Here is a 13,558-nt window from a genome sequence, read left to right as displayed (position 1 = left end):
GCGTGCAGAGCATGGCCAGACCGTTGCCAAGAATGTAAGTGAGATTGTGCTGTTTGAGGCAAGACAAGCAGTTTTTGGCAATGCTTTTGCCAGGCCCTTCAGCGCAACTTCATGAGCCGTGTCTAGAATCGAGCCCATTTGCATTCCGTGACCCACCCATGAAGCTTCTATCCGTGCGTTCTGCTTGGCACCCCACCACCTTGCTGGCGGTCTTGACCCTTTGGCTGGGCACGGTGGGCAATTTCCCGTTCTGGATGGCCATTTGGACGCTGCCTGAAACACAGGGCTTGCGTGCGCTGACCACCATGGTCAGCCTGTGGCTGATTTTGTTGGGGCTGGTCGGCTGGTTTTTGTGCCTTTGGGTCTGGCCGCGATGGCTCAAACCTGCGGGCCTGGTGATGTTGATGACGGTGGCTTCGAGCAGTTATTTCATGCTCACCTACGGGGTGGTGATTGACCCCAGCATGTTGGCCAATGTGGTGCAAACCGATGTGCGCGAGGTGCGTGACCTGCTGTCCTGGCCGATGCTGGCTGCTTTGGTGTTGGGCGTGATCCTTCCCGGAATCTGGTTGTGGCGGCAGCCTGTTCGCGCTGTGAATGCCAAGCCTTTGCTGGTGCGTCAATTGGGCGTGTCCTTGCTGGCCTTGTTGGTGGCCGTGGGTTTGTTTTGGATGTCGTTTCAGGACATCGCCTCGCTAACGCGCAACCACAAGCATTTGCGTTACATGGTGAACCCGTTCAACAGCGTGTATGCGGTGACCCGTTTGTTCGTGGGGCAAGCGGCTTTGGCCAGCCAGCCTTTGCTGGCGATCGGTGAAGATGCGCAGGCAATGGCGCCCCTTGCACCGCCAGACAAGTCCCCATTGATCGTGCTGGTGCTGGGTGAGACGGCGCGAGCTGCCAATTTTGGTTTGGGAGGGTATGCCCGTGACACCACGCCCCAGTTGCGCCAGTTGCAGGCGCAAGGTGATCTGGCTTATTTTTCCGACGTGAAATCCTGTGGCACCAGCACACAAGCCTCGGTGCCCTGCATGTTCTCTCATTTGGGCAAGGCCGCTTACGAGAGCAGCAACCAGCGTTTTGAAAGCTTGCTCGATGTGTTGCAGCGTGCAGGTCTGGCGGTGCTCTGGCTGGACAACCAGTCGGGCTGCAAAGGTGTGTGTGAGCGGGTGCCGAATGTCTCGACCACGGCGCTGAAGGTGCCCGAGTTTTGCAAAGACGGCGAATGTCTGGACGAAGTCATGCTGCACGAATTGCCCAAGCAGCTGGCAGCGCTGGACCCGGCACGCCGAGCCAAAGGCACGGTGGTGGTGTTGCACCAGATGGGCAGCCACGGCCCCGCGTATTACAAGCGTTCGCCTGCTGCCATGAAGCAGTTTCAGCCCGAATGCAGCAGCCATGCGCTGCAAAATTGCCCCTCTGAGCAAATCGCCAATGCTTACGACAACTCGATCCTTTACACCGATCATTTCATTGCCCAGACGGTGAATTGGCTGCAAGCCCAGTCGCGCCCCACAGCGCTGATGTACCTGTCTGACCACGGCGAGTCGTTGGGCGAAAAAGGCTTGTACTTGCACGGCATGCCGTACAGCATCGCGCCTAAAGAGCAAATTCATGTGCCCATGGTGGTCTGGTTGTCCAAACCCATGCAGCGCCAGCGTGGTTGGACCATGGCTTGCCTGCAAGGGCAAAGTGCCAAGGCACTCACGCACGACAACCTGTTTCACTCGATGCTGGGCTTGAGCCAGGTCAAGACTGGTCTGGCCAAGCCGGACCTGGACCTCTTTGCGGCTTGCTCAGGCAGTCGTTGACCGGGTTGGGCCGGGCTGTGCAAACCTGTCTGCACAGCCTCGGCAGAAATTAGGGACAATACGCACCTGGTTTTATTTATCCACTGACCCATGGCCCTGCTTCCCATTCTTTGCTATCCCGATCCTCGCCTGCACAAGGTGGCCAAGCCCGTGCAGACAGTGGATGCGCGCATTCATGCCCTGATCGACGACATGCTTGAAACCATGTACGAAGCAGGCGGCATTGGCCTGGCGGCCACGCAGATCGACGTGCACGAACGCCTGGTGGTGATCGACACGTCTGAAGATCGCAATCAGCCCATGGTGCTGATCAATCCCGACATCACCTGGTTGGGCGATGAACGCATCAAGGGCGAAGAAGGTTGCTTGTCGGTGCCCGGCATTTACGACGGTGTGGCGCGCGCCACGGCTGTCAAGGTCATGGCGCTCGATCGCCACGGCAAGACACAAAGCATTGAGGCCGAAGGCATGTTGGCCGTGTGCATTCAGCATGAGTTGGACCATTTGCTGGGTAAAGTGTTTGTGGAATACCTGTCGCCACTCAAACAGGGCCGCATCAAGACCAAGATGGTCAAAGCCCAAAAAGCCGAGCGCTGAGCACGGCATGCGACTGATTTTTGCGGGCACGCCCGAATTTGCCCAGCTGGCCATGGCCGCCCTGCACGTTGGAGGCCACGACATCGTTCTGGTACTGACCCAGCCCGACCGCCCCGCTGGTCGTGGCATGAAGCTGCAGCCCTCGCCCGTCAAGCAATGGTCCCTTGAGCACCATGTGCCGGTGGCCCAGCCACGCAGTCTGCGCCTTGATGGCAAATACCCCGAAGATGCTGTGGCCGCCCGCCAGGCGCTGCTGGCCGCAAACGCCGACGCCATGGTCGTCGCCGCCTATGGGCTGATCTTGCCGCAATGGGTGCTCGATCTGCCACCCAAGGGTTGCCTGAACATTCATGCCTCTTTGCTGCCGCGCTGGCGCGGCGCAGCCCCCATTCACCGAGCCATCGAGGCGGGTGACACCCTGACCGGTATCACCATCATGCAGATGGATGCTGGCCTGGACACGGGCGACATGCTGCTGGTGCGCACGCAAGCCATCTTGCCTGCCGACACCACGGCTGCTTTGCATGACCGGCTGGCCGTTTTGGGGGGCGAGGCCATCGTGCAGGCTTTGGCCGAGATCGACCACCTCAAGCCATTGCCCCAACCCGCAGAGGGCGTGACTTATGCTCACAAGATTGAAAAAGCCGAAGCGTCCCTCGACTGGACTTTGCCCGCCGACTTGCTGGCCCGCCGTATCCGGGCGTTTGACCCGTTTCCGGGCATGACTGTGCCTCTGGCCAGCACTTCGGGCCAAGAAACCCTCAAGCTTTGGCAAGCTGTGGCCGAGCCTGCCGAACACCCCGCTGAGCCTGGCACAGTGTTGCGTGCCGATGCTTCGGGTGTGCGGGTGGCCTGTGGGCAAGGCCAGCTGTGCCTGACTCAATTGCAGCGGCCCGGCGGCAAACGCCTGAATGCCGCCGATTTTTTACGCGGATGTCCGTTGCAAGTGGGCCAGCGACTGGTGCAAGGCTGATGTTTTTTCTGTCCCGCCTGTACCGGCACCCTGCTTTTTTGGTCGGCATGCGCGAGGTGTCGCCCCAGTCACCCGGCATCGCCGCCTGGGGGCTCATGACCGGGGTGGCCATGGTCAAGTCGGGCATGAGCGTGTTCGAGGCCAGCGCCATGACCTTGCTGGTGTTTGCGGGCAGCTCGCAATTGGCCGCGATTCCACTGATCGTGGCAGGCGCGCCGGTCTGGGTGATCCTGGCCACCGGCTTTTGCGTCAACCTGCGCTTTGTGGTGTTCAGTTTGCATTTGCGGCCCTACCTGATGCATTTGCCGCGCTGGCAGCGCATGTTCCATGGTTACCTCACAGCCGATATCAGTTACGTGTTGTTCACCCGCAAACACCCCAAACCCGCAGAGACGCCCCACGAGCGCCTGGCGCAAGAGGCCTATTTGGCGGGCAATGACTTTCTGAATTGGGCCTCCTGGGTTGTGGCGAGTTTTGTAGGCGTTGCACTCGCCAACTTGATCCCGCCCTCTTGGGGGCTGGGCTTTGCGGGCATCTTGTGTCTGTTGGGCATTCAGTGCTCATTGGCCAGCTCGCGCATGCGCGTGTTGTCGGCGGCAGTCGCTGGGGTGGCTGCGGTGGTGGCCTATTCGCTGCCGCTCAAGCTCAACATTGTGGTGGCCATTGCCGCGGCCGTGATCTTGTGCCTGACGGTTGAAAAGCTCAAGCCCGTTTCTGGCGCCACGACATGAACAACACAGACCTCTCGACCTTGGCCATCATCGTCGGGCTGGCGCTGGTGACGGTGCTGACCCGCAGTTTCTTTTTCATCTCGAGTAAAAGCTGGCAACTGCCCCATTGGGCGCAACGCGGCTTGCAATACGCCCCCATCGCGGCCTTGTCGGCCGTGGTGGTGCCCGAAATTGTCACTGTGCAAGGCGTGTTCGTCACCACCTGGCAAGATGCCCGCTTGTTTGCCGCCGTGGCCGGGGCCGGGTGTTACTTTTGGCGGCGCGATGTACTGGTGACTATTTTGGGCGGTATGGCGGTCTATTTGCCGCTGCACCTGGGGCTGGGTTGGTGATCTGGCCTTGTTCCTGGTTCGTACCGCCCACAAAGTCAGACTCTGTCATTTCTGGCTTTTAAAATTGACGCCACTTTGCCCAGCTCACCGAGCCCCACACCATGAACGTCATCCGCTTTTCTGATTTGTGCGCCAACGGCCAAGCCGCGGGCCAACGTGTGTTCATCCGCGCCGACCTGAACGTGCCGCAAGCCGACGACGGCAGCATCACCGAAGACACCCGCATTCGCGCCAGCGTGCCCTGCATCCAGATGGCCTTGGCCGCGGGTGCCGCCGTCATGGTGACCAGCCACCTGGGCCGACCGACCGAGGGCGAGTTCAAGCCCGAAGACTCGCTCGCCCCGGTGGCCAAGCGTTTGGGAGAGTTGTTGGGCCGAGAGGTGCCACTGATCGCAAACTGGGTGGATGGCGTGAAGCTTGAGCCCGGCCAGCTTGTTTTGCTGGAGAACTGCCGCGTCAACCTGGGCGAGAAGAAAAACAACGAAGACCTGGCGCGCAAGATGGCCGCGCTGTGCGACATTTATGTGAACGACGCCTTTGGCACCGCCCACCGTGCCGAGGGCACGACCTATGGCATTGCCCAATTTGCGCCGGTCGCTTGCGCGGGGCCGCTGCTGGCCGCCGAAATCGATGCCATTGGCAAAGCATTGGCCAACCCGAAACGCCCACTGGTGGCCATCGTGGCGGGCTCCAAGGTCTCGACCAAACTGACCATCCTCAAAAGCTTGTCGCAAAACGTGGACCAGCTCATCGTGGGCGGCGGCATCGCCAACACCTTCATGCTGGCTGCCGGCCTGAACATCGGCAAGAGCCTGGCCGAACCCGATCTGGTGGACCAAGCCAAAGCCGTGATTGCCGCCATGAAAGCGCGTGGCGAGAAGCTGGGCGATGCCAGCATCGCAGTGCCGATCCCGACTGATGTGGTGACCGCCAAGACGTTTTCGGCCGATGCCGTGGCCACCGTGAAAAAAGCCAACGAGGTGGCCGATGACGACTTGATCCTGGACATCGGCCCAGAGACTGCGGCCAGGCTGGCGACGCAGCTCAAGCAGGCGGGCACCATTGTGTGGAACGGCCCAGTGGGGGTGTTCGAGTTTGCGGCCTTTGAAAACGGCACCAAAGTCATTGCCCAGGCGATTGCCGAGTCCAGCGCCTTCAGCATTGCGGGCGGCGGTGACACGCTGGCGGCGATTGCCAAATACGGCATCGAGCAGCAGGTGGGCTACATCTCGACGGGCGGCGGCGCATTTCTGGAAATCCTCGAAGGCAAAACCTTGCCCGCCTTTGAGATTCTGGCCAAACGCGCTGCGGGTTGAACAGGCTGATGCCCCATGAAAAAACCCCGCCTAGCGGGGTTTTTTTGTAAACGGCGGCGCTCAAAGCCTGTGTCAGGCCTGCGTCAAAACTGTGGCGCGGGGGGCAAATTGCCGCGCACCGGGCTGGTCATGGTGCCTTTGTAATCTGTCCAGCATTCGCGGCTGAAGTCGTACAGCTTGCAGTTTTTGGCGGTCTCGAAATACCAGGCCCATGAAAACGGCTGGACGATGATCCGGCCCGGCAGCATCTCTTCGAGCTTGGACTGCGCTTGCTTCAGACGGTAAAGCGGGATGCTCATGTCCACGTGGTGAGCGGTGTGCTCCATGATGTGGTGCATCAGCGCGCCGATGTTGAAGGGGAAAGTCAGGTGCACCGTGGTGGACACGAACGGCGCCGCCTTGGTCCAGGCGGCCTTGTTGTCGTGCCAGGACACCTTGACGTGCGTGTGGTGCACATAAACCACAAAACCGATCATGGTGCTCCAGAAAAAGAAGGGGATCAGCACGCCCATGAGCAGTGACAACCCGACCGACTGGCCCGTTTGCACAGCAGCTGCAGCGATGGTGGCGATCCAGAAAGCCCCAAACAGGCTGACCAGCATGCTGTCCTTGAAGAAGATCGGGCGGCGGGTGGGCATGTGGGTCTTGTTGGGAAAGAACTCGCGTTTCCACCAGATCTCGACCATGTAATACAGGCCCGGCGCCCAGCCACTGCGGTAGGCGCGCTCCAGCAGGCGCTGCAGGGGGCCGAGGGCTTCAAACTCAGAGGCCGTCAGGGGCGTCCAGACGAAATCCACCCCCTTGAGGTTGGTGTAGCCGTGGTGCACGACGTTGTGGCCTGTATCCCACAGGCTGTACGGGGTGAGCGAGGGCAAAAATGCGATGCGGCCGATCACTTTGTTCAGCTCGCGGTGGGCCGTCAGGCTTTGGTGACAAGCATCGTGGCCGATGATGAACAATCGGCCAATCACGAATCCGGCGGCCATGCCGCAGAGCAGTTTGGCCCAGACGGCATCGAACGCGAGGGTGCCGGTGATGAGGGCGAAAAACAGCGCGTAGTCCATGGTCAAAAGCACAAAAGCCCGCAAGGTGCTGCGTTGCCCCAAAGGCACCAGCCACTCACGCAAGGTCTTGCGGTGCGGCATGGGCTGGTCCAGTGGAATGGGGTGGTCCGTGGTCGGTGTGTGTAATGCGGTCATGGCACTTCGCGTTAAATTTCTTGGTGGGAAGTTTAGCCTTCAAGACGTTCCCATGGGCTGACAGGGATCAATTCAATCCCCTAAAAAGGACAAATCGGTGTATTCCGCGCGCGGCCAGAAAAATCTGATGCGCCATGCCCGCCTCTTGGGGGGCGGCGAAAGAACCCTTCATGTAACTGATTTCATGTGAAAATTGAAACCAAATTACATGGAGAACCCCGAATGCCCCGTCGCGCCACCAAAATTGTTGCCACCTTAGGCCCTGCTTCCAGCGATCCTGCCCTGCTCGAAGCCATGATCCGGGCCGGGGTGAATGTGGTGCGACTGAATTTCAGCCACGGCAAGGCCCAGGACCATGTGGACCGCGCGCGCCTGGTGCGCGAAGCCTCGAAACGCGCTGGCCTCGAAGTGGCCATCATGGCCGACCTGCAAGGCCCCAAGATTCGCGTGGGCAAGTTTGTCGAAGGCAAAGTCATGCTCGAGCCTGGCGAGCCTTTTGTGCTGGACGCCTCGCGCACTGAGCCGGGCGACATCCATGGCGTGGGCCTCGATTACAAAGAGCTGCCGCGCGACGTGAAAGCTGGCGATGTGCTGCTGCTCAACGACGGCCTGATCGTGCTCACCGTGATCGCTGTCAAAGGCGAGCAGGTGCACACCACCGTCAAGCTGGGGGGCGAGTTGTCCAACAACAAGGGCATCAACAAGCAGGGTGGGGGGCTGACGGCGCCCGCATTGACCGCCAAGGACATGGACGACATCAAGACCGCCATGAGCCTGCGCGCCGACTATGTGGCGGTGAGTTTCCCCAAAAACGCTACCGACATGGAAATGGCCCGCCAGCTGTGCAACGTGGCCGGTGCCGAATACGGCCACAAGCCCGGCTTGATTGCCAAGATCGAGCGGGCAGAGGCCATTCCTCACCTTGAAGCCATCTTGCGGGCCAGCGACGGCATCATGGTCGCCCGAGGCGATTTGGCCGTCGAGGTGGGCAACGCTGCGGTGCCAGCCCTGCAAAAACGCATGATCAAGCTGGCCAAAGTGCACGACAAGGTCGTCATCACCGCCACCCAGATGATGGAAAGCATGATCACCAACCCGGTGCCCACCCGCGCCGAGGTGTCTGACGTGGCCAATGCCGTGCTGGACGGCACCGACGCTGTGATGCTGAGCGCCGAAACCGCGGCTGGCAAATACCCGCTGGAAACCGTGGAAGAAATGGCCAAGATCTGCGAGGCGGCCGAAAACGCCGAAGACCCTGCGCTGGACGCCGACTTCAAAGGCCAGAGCTTCAGCCGCATTGACCAGTCGATCGCCATGGGCGCCCTGTTCACCGCGCACCACCTGGGCGCCAAGGCCATTGTGGCCATGACCGAATCGGGCTCCACGGCCCTCTGGATGAGCCGCCACCGGGTGCATATCCCGATTTATGCCCTCACCACCAAGCTGACCTCGCAACGCAAGATGGCGCTGTACCGCAACGTGCGCCCCTTGCTGATGGACACCAGCGCAGACCGCGACACGGCCCTGGCCGAAGCCGAAACGCACCTGAAAAACCGCAACATCGTGGGCACGGGCGATGTCTATGCCATCACCTGTGGCGAGCCCATGGGCTCCCCCGGCGGCACCAACATGTTGAAAATTTGCAAGGTCGCGTGAGTCCGGGGCAGCCTTGCGGGCCGTCTCTCATGAAGCGGCTGGCCGCTGTTTCGGGGTTCGACTGGGCTTTCCTGCATGGGTGATGGGTTCAGGCCTGTATCCGACCGAAACCTATAAAATCCAGACCAGTTACAAGCCGGTTACATGCCGGCCCAGCTGAATCTTCAACTTCCCGGGAAATCACACATGGCACTCGTTTCAATGCGCGAGCTGCTGGACCATGCGGCCGTCAATGGCTATGGCATTCCAGCTTTCAACGTCAACAATCTGGAGCAAGTTCAGGCCGTCATGACCGCTGCCGATGAGGTGGGTGCACCGGTCATTCTGCAGGCCAGCGCAGGCGCCCGCAAATACGCTGGCGAGCCTTTCATCAAACACCTGATCCAGGCCGCCACAGAGCAGTGGCCGCACATTCCCCTGGTCATGCACCAAGACCACGGCCAAAGCCCGGCCATCTGCCAAGGTGCGATCGATCTGGGCTTTTCCTCGGTGATGATGGATGGCTCCTTGCTGGAAGATGGCAAGACCCCGGCCGATTTTTCGTACAACGTCGAGGTGACCCGCCGCGTGGTCGAGATGGCCCACTTGCTAGGCGTGTCGGTCGAGGGTGAGCTGGGTTGCCTGGGCAATCTGGAAACCGGCGAAGCGGGTGAAGAAGACGGCATTGGGGCCGTGGGCAAACTCGACCACAGCCAGATGCTCACCGACCCCGAAGAGGCCGCGCAGTTCGTCAAGGCCACGGGTCTGGACGCACTGGCCATCGCCATTGGCACCAGCCATGGGGCCTACAAGTTCAGTCGCAAGCCCACCGGCGATATTCTGGCCATCAGCCGTGTGAAAGAAATCCACGCCCGCATTCCCAACACCCACCTGGTGATGCACGGCTCCAGCAGCGTGCCGCAAGAGCTGCTGGCCATGATCAACCAGTACGGCGGCCAGATGAAGCAAACCTACGGCGTGCCGGTGGAGGAAATTCAGGAAGCCATCAAGCACGGCGTGCGCAAGATCAACATCGACACCGACATCCGTCTGGCCATGACCGCAGCGGTGCGCAAGTTCTTGTTTGAAAATCCAGACAAATTTGACGCCCGCGAATGGCTCAAACCCGCCCGCGAAGCGGCCAAGCAAATCTGCAAGCAACGCTACCTGGAGTTCGGCTGCGAAGGCCAGGCGCCCAAGATCAAGGGTGACAACCTGCAAGTGGTGGCCGCCCGTTATGCGCGTGGTGAATTGGCCCAAGTCGTGAACTGAGGTTCTCGACGTTTATCTACTGAAAACCGCCTTTATTGGCGGTTTTTTGTTTTAATACAAGCTCATTCTATTTTCCGGTAATCACAGTATTGAGCCATGGTCAAAAAGATCGATAAACCCGGGAAAAAGCAACAGGTGGCAGCTGACTCGCCTATCCTCAATGGCCCCTACGATGCACCCAGGCATCACTACGCGACAACCGTAGAGGGCGAACTCAATTACAACGATGTTCGACCAGGGCGTCGCGTCTTTTCGCCGCAAACCCCACAAGTGCCTTTGGGGCAAAAAGCGCAAACCAGTCTTTATGACCTGAACGAACACGCGGCCAATTACCAAAGTCTTTTGGTCAATTTGCTGCGCGATCAAGTGTCACTGTGGCGGCAGTCTGGTTACCCCGATGTCACGAGTCGCGTGACCAGAGACTTGCTGCAATTTTGGTTTTTGAACCCGGAGCGCCCCGACTGGAAGCGCTTGTTCTTTGCGCAGCAAGAGGCGGTGGAAACCGGCATTTGGCTCAATGAGGTGGCACACAAATCCAATGTGGGCACACATGTGCTGGACCAACTGCGATTGGTCAATGAAAGCGTGGAAGACCCCGCCAGCGTGCTGCCGCGCATCGCCTTCAAAATGGCCACAGGCACTGGCAAGACGGTGGTTATGGCCTGCCTGATCCTTTATCACTATTTAAACCGCAGCCAATACCGAAACGACCCACGCTACGTGGACTATTTTTTGTTGGTAGCGCCGGGCATCACCATTCGCGACCGTTTGAACGTTTTGCGAGTCGACACCCACGCGCAAAGCGACAACGAAGCACAGGACTACTACCGCGAACGTCAATTGGTGCCTGCAGCCTATGCGGGCTTATTGGCCGGATTGAACGCCAAGCTGAGCATCACCAACTTCCATGCGTTTGAACCTCGGCTCATTGGCGGCAACAAGCGAAGCCCCTTGGACGGCAAAATCGGCGCAGATGGTCAAAAAGTTCAAGCCCGTGAAGATGTCTCCCAAATGCTCAAGAGGGTGCTGAGTCACTTCAAACCCGGCAGGCGCTTGGCGGTCATCAACGACGAAGCGCACCACTGCTACTTGCCCAGGGCCAAAGGCAAAGACACCGAAGAGGACAATAGCGCCACCGAGAACGAGCGTGCGGCTGTTTGGTTCAGCGGCTTGCGCGAAATGGCCAAACGCTGGCAACTTGGCTCGGTCTATGACCTGTCGGCCACCCCCTACTACCTGTCCGGCTCTGGCTGGCCAGCGTATTCCTATTTCCCTTGGGTGGTCAGCGACTTTGGCTTGATCGAAGCCATTGAGGCCGGCTTGGTCAAGATTCCGTTTTTGCCGGTGGATGACACCTCGCAAGAACTGGATGAACCTAAGCTTCGCAACCTTTACGACCACTGCAAAGACGAACTCTTTAAGAAGGGCCAACGCGGTCAACGCAAGAGCGATAAAGCCGATGGCGTGGGCAAATCGAGCGGCAAAGACAACGCATCCTTGGAGCGCCCACCTGAGTTGCCTGGCTTGCTCAAAACGGCCCTACGGCAGTTCTATGAGCACTACGAAAAATACGAACGTGGCCTGCGCGAGACGGGCGAGCGCGGCAAAGACCTGCTGACATCGCCGCCCGTGTTCATCGTGGTGTGCAGCAACACCACCGTGTCCAAAGAGGTCTACAAACACATCGCGGGCTATGAAACTTTGGACGATGAAGGTCGTCCCTTTGCAGTGGAAGGCCTCTTGCCTTTGTTTTCTAACTACGAGACCCACACGCGCCAGCGCCGCCGCAAGCCGCCCACCTTGCTGATTGACTCCGATGCCCTGGAAAACTCAGGCCAAGTGAACGACGAATTCAAGCGGGTGTTCTCTCCTGAAATTGATGCTTTCAAACGCGAGTACCGGCTCAGTTACCCCGACAAATCGGTGGACGCTTTGACCGATGGCGACTTGCTGCGTGAAGTCGTCAACACCGTGGGGCGACCCGGCAAATTGGGTGAACACATCCGCTGCGTGGTCAGTGTGGGCATGCTCACTGAGGGATGGGATGCCAACACCGTCACCCACATCGTGGGCGTGCGTGCCTTTGGCTCGCAACTGTTGTGCGAGCAAGTGGCCGGCCGTGCCCTGCGGCGCAGGCAGTATTTTCTGGACCCTAAAACCGGCAAATTCCCGCCCGAATACGCCCATATTATCGGCGTGCCCTTCAAGTTTTTCAAAGGCGGAGAGGCCACGCCGCCCACGCCGCAAGACATCCAGCAACTGCGCGCCCTGCCCGAGCGGGCCGAGATGGCCATTGAGTTCCCCAACCTCTTGGGCTACAAAATCAGCCACGACACCGCCAGCGTGCTTGCCGACTTTTCTGGCACACCCAAGCATGTGCTCAATCTGCACGAGCGCCCCACCCAAACCATTTTGGGCAGCGCGTTTTCGCCAGAAGAGCAAGCGCTGGTCACTGACGTGGATGCCGTTCGCGACCAAGAAGTGGTGTACTGGATCGCCAAAGAAGTCATGAGCCGGTACTACCGCGATGATCAAGGCCGTCCTCAACTCGAAAAATTCACCGACATCCGTCGCATTGCACAGCAGTGGTACGAGCACAAAATCGACCTCATTGGAGAGACCGATGTCCGTTACAAACGGCTCATCCGGCTTGAAGACCCTAAGGCCGTGGCCCGCTCGGTTTATCTGGGTGTCGAAGCTGCAGCTGTGCAAAAGCAACTCGACTCGGGCACTGAGGTTACGCCCAAGATTCTTCCCTTGCTTAACCACTACAACCCCCGCTCCAGTTCAGCTGATGTGCACGGTGCCACCATCAAACCGGTTTACCCTACCAAGAAGAGCCATGTGAACTTTGTGGTGGCCGACACCGACAGTTGGGAGCAAATCGCCGCCAAAACATTCGAGCAAATGCCAGCGGTTCAAAGCTATGTCAAAAACGCTTTTTTGGGCTTTGCCATCCCCTATGTGGACAAGCAAGGCACCGAGCGCCAATACCAGCCCGACTTTTTGTGCCGCGTGAAAACTCCCGAGGGCGAGCTGTTCAACCTGATTGTCGAAATCACCGGCTTTGCCAAAGACAAAGAACTCAAGCGCTACTTCACCACCCAACGCTGGCTGCCCGCCGTCAACGCCCAGCGCGCCCAGTTGGGTTTGGCGGGGGGCTTGCCCTGGTACTTTTGCGAAATCACCGACATCGAGCGCATCAAAAACACGCTGACCGAAGAAATCGAGCGCATCAGCACCGAAGTAGACAACGCTGCCGAGCGGCAATTTTTTATGAACGCACAAATGCACAGCCTCAACAGCATTTGGGACAACGAAGAAGACGAGATTTGGAATGACCTCTAAGCCATCATTTAGCGTAGGCGATGTCGTGATGATCGTGTTTCCCTACACAGATTTGAGCAGCAACAAACTGCGTCCCGCCGTACTCATAACCCACCCTGACCGTGACGGCGACTTTATTGCCGCCGCCGTGACCAGCAAATCTGGACATGAAGGCAGTCTTCCACTCTCCAACACCGATATGGTTGCAGGCAACCTCAAAAAAGACAGCTACATACGCGCCGACAAACTCTTCACCTTTCATGCCAGCATCGTCAAACGCAACATCGGCCAAGTGAAACCCGGCATCGTGCGCAACACACTCAATGTCTTATGCCCAGTCTTGGGCTGCTGCTGATCAATCCAAC

11 protein-coding genes are annotated in these 13,558 nt (G+C 59.1%); 10 read left to right on the top strand and 1 reads right to left on the bottom strand.

Features of this window, described 5'->3' with window-relative positions; genetic code table 11:
- The first annotated feature begins 158 nt into the window (after positions 1–158).
- From B9Z45_RS11750 to B9Z45_RS11725, 6 genes are all read left to right on the top strand, one after another.
- Positions 159–1,811: a phosphoethanolamine transferase gene (locus B9Z45_RS11750; RefSeq protein WP_233252183.1), complete on the top strand. Its 1,653-nt coding sequence runs from the start codon at positions 159–161 to the stop codon at positions 1,809–1,811.
- A 90-nt stretch (positions 1,812–1,901) separates the two neighbouring features.
- Positions 1,902–2,408, top strand: a complete 507-nt coding sequence (def, locus tag B9Z45_RS11745; RefSeq protein ID WP_108407407.1) for a peptide deformylase — start codon at positions 1,902–1,904, stop codon at positions 2,406–2,408.
- A 7-nt stretch (positions 2,409–2,415) separates the two neighbouring features.
- Positions 2,416–3,381, top strand: coding sequence for a methionyl-tRNA formyltransferase (fmt, locus tag B9Z45_RS11740; RefSeq protein ID WP_108407406.1), 966 nt, complete (start codon positions 2,416–2,418; stop codon positions 3,379–3,381).
- Positions 3,381–4,112, top strand: a complete 732-nt coding sequence (locus B9Z45_RS11735) for an AzlC family ABC transporter permease (RefSeq protein WP_108407405.1) — start codon at positions 3,381–3,383, stop codon at positions 4,110–4,112. The genes fmt and B9Z45_RS11735 overlap by 1 nt, the downstream gene beginning before the upstream one ends.
- The gene (locus tag B9Z45_RS11730) at positions 4,109–4,444 is read left to right on the top strand and encodes an AzlD domain-containing protein (RefSeq protein ID WP_108407404.1); all 336 of its coding nucleotides are present in this window, start codon (positions 4,109–4,111) and stop codon (positions 4,442–4,444) included. The genes B9Z45_RS11735 and B9Z45_RS11730 overlap by 4 nt, the downstream gene beginning before the upstream one ends.
- A 101-nt stretch (positions 4,445–4,545) precedes the next feature.
- Complete coding sequence (locus B9Z45_RS11725) at positions 4,546–5,760, top strand: phosphoglycerate kinase (RefSeq protein ID WP_108407403.1); 1,215 nt, start codon at positions 4,546–4,548, stop codon at positions 5,758–5,760.
- An 83-nt stretch (positions 5,761–5,843) separates the two neighbouring features.
- Here B9Z45_RS11725 and B9Z45_RS11720 read toward each other — a convergent pair whose 3' ends face one another.
- Positions 5,844–6,959: a fatty acid desaturase gene (locus B9Z45_RS11720; RefSeq protein WP_108407402.1), complete on the bottom strand. Its 1,116-nt coding sequence runs from the start codon at positions 6,957–6,959 to the stop codon at positions 5,844–5,846.
- A gap of 222 nt (positions 6,960–7,181) precedes the next feature.
- Between B9Z45_RS11720 and pyk the strand changes: the two genes are divergently transcribed.
- From pyk to B9Z45_RS11700, 4 genes are all read left to right on the top strand, one after another.
- Positions 7,182–8,615 (top strand): pyruvate kinase, encoded by a 1,434-nt coding sequence (pyk, locus tag B9Z45_RS11715; protein WP_108407401.1) that lies wholly within the window; start codon positions 7,182–7,184, stop codon positions 8,613–8,615.
- Positions 8,616–8,801: 186 nt separating this feature from the next.
- Positions 8,802–9,866 carry a class II fructose-bisphosphate aldolase gene (gene fba, locus B9Z45_RS11710; RefSeq protein WP_108407400.1) on the top strand — a complete coding sequence of 355 codons (1,065 nt, stop codon included), beginning with the start codon at positions 8,802–8,804 and terminating at the stop codon, positions 9,864–9,866.
- Between the two features lie 96 nt (positions 9,867–9,962).
- Entirely contained in the window at positions 9,963–13,214 is a 3,252-nt protein-coding gene (locus B9Z45_RS11705; protein WP_199221896.1) for a BPTD_3080 family restriction endonuclease, read from the top strand.
- On the top strand, positions 13,204–13,548 hold the full coding sequence (locus B9Z45_RS11700; RefSeq protein WP_108407399.1) for a type II toxin-antitoxin system PemK/MazF family toxin: 345 nt from the start codon (positions 13,204–13,206) through the stop codon (positions 13,546–13,548). The genes B9Z45_RS11705 and B9Z45_RS11700 overlap by 11 nt, the downstream gene beginning before the upstream one ends.
- Positions 13,549–13,558 lie beyond the last annotated feature (10 nt).

Source organism: Limnohabitans sp. 2KL-17 (assembly GCF_003063415.1).
Classification (GTDB): Bacteria; Pseudomonadota; Gammaproteobacteria; order Burkholderiales; family Burkholderiaceae_C; genus Limnohabitans_A.
The sequence above is the reverse complement of the archived record's forward strand: the minus strand, read 5'-3'. Positions and strand labels throughout refer to the sequence as shown.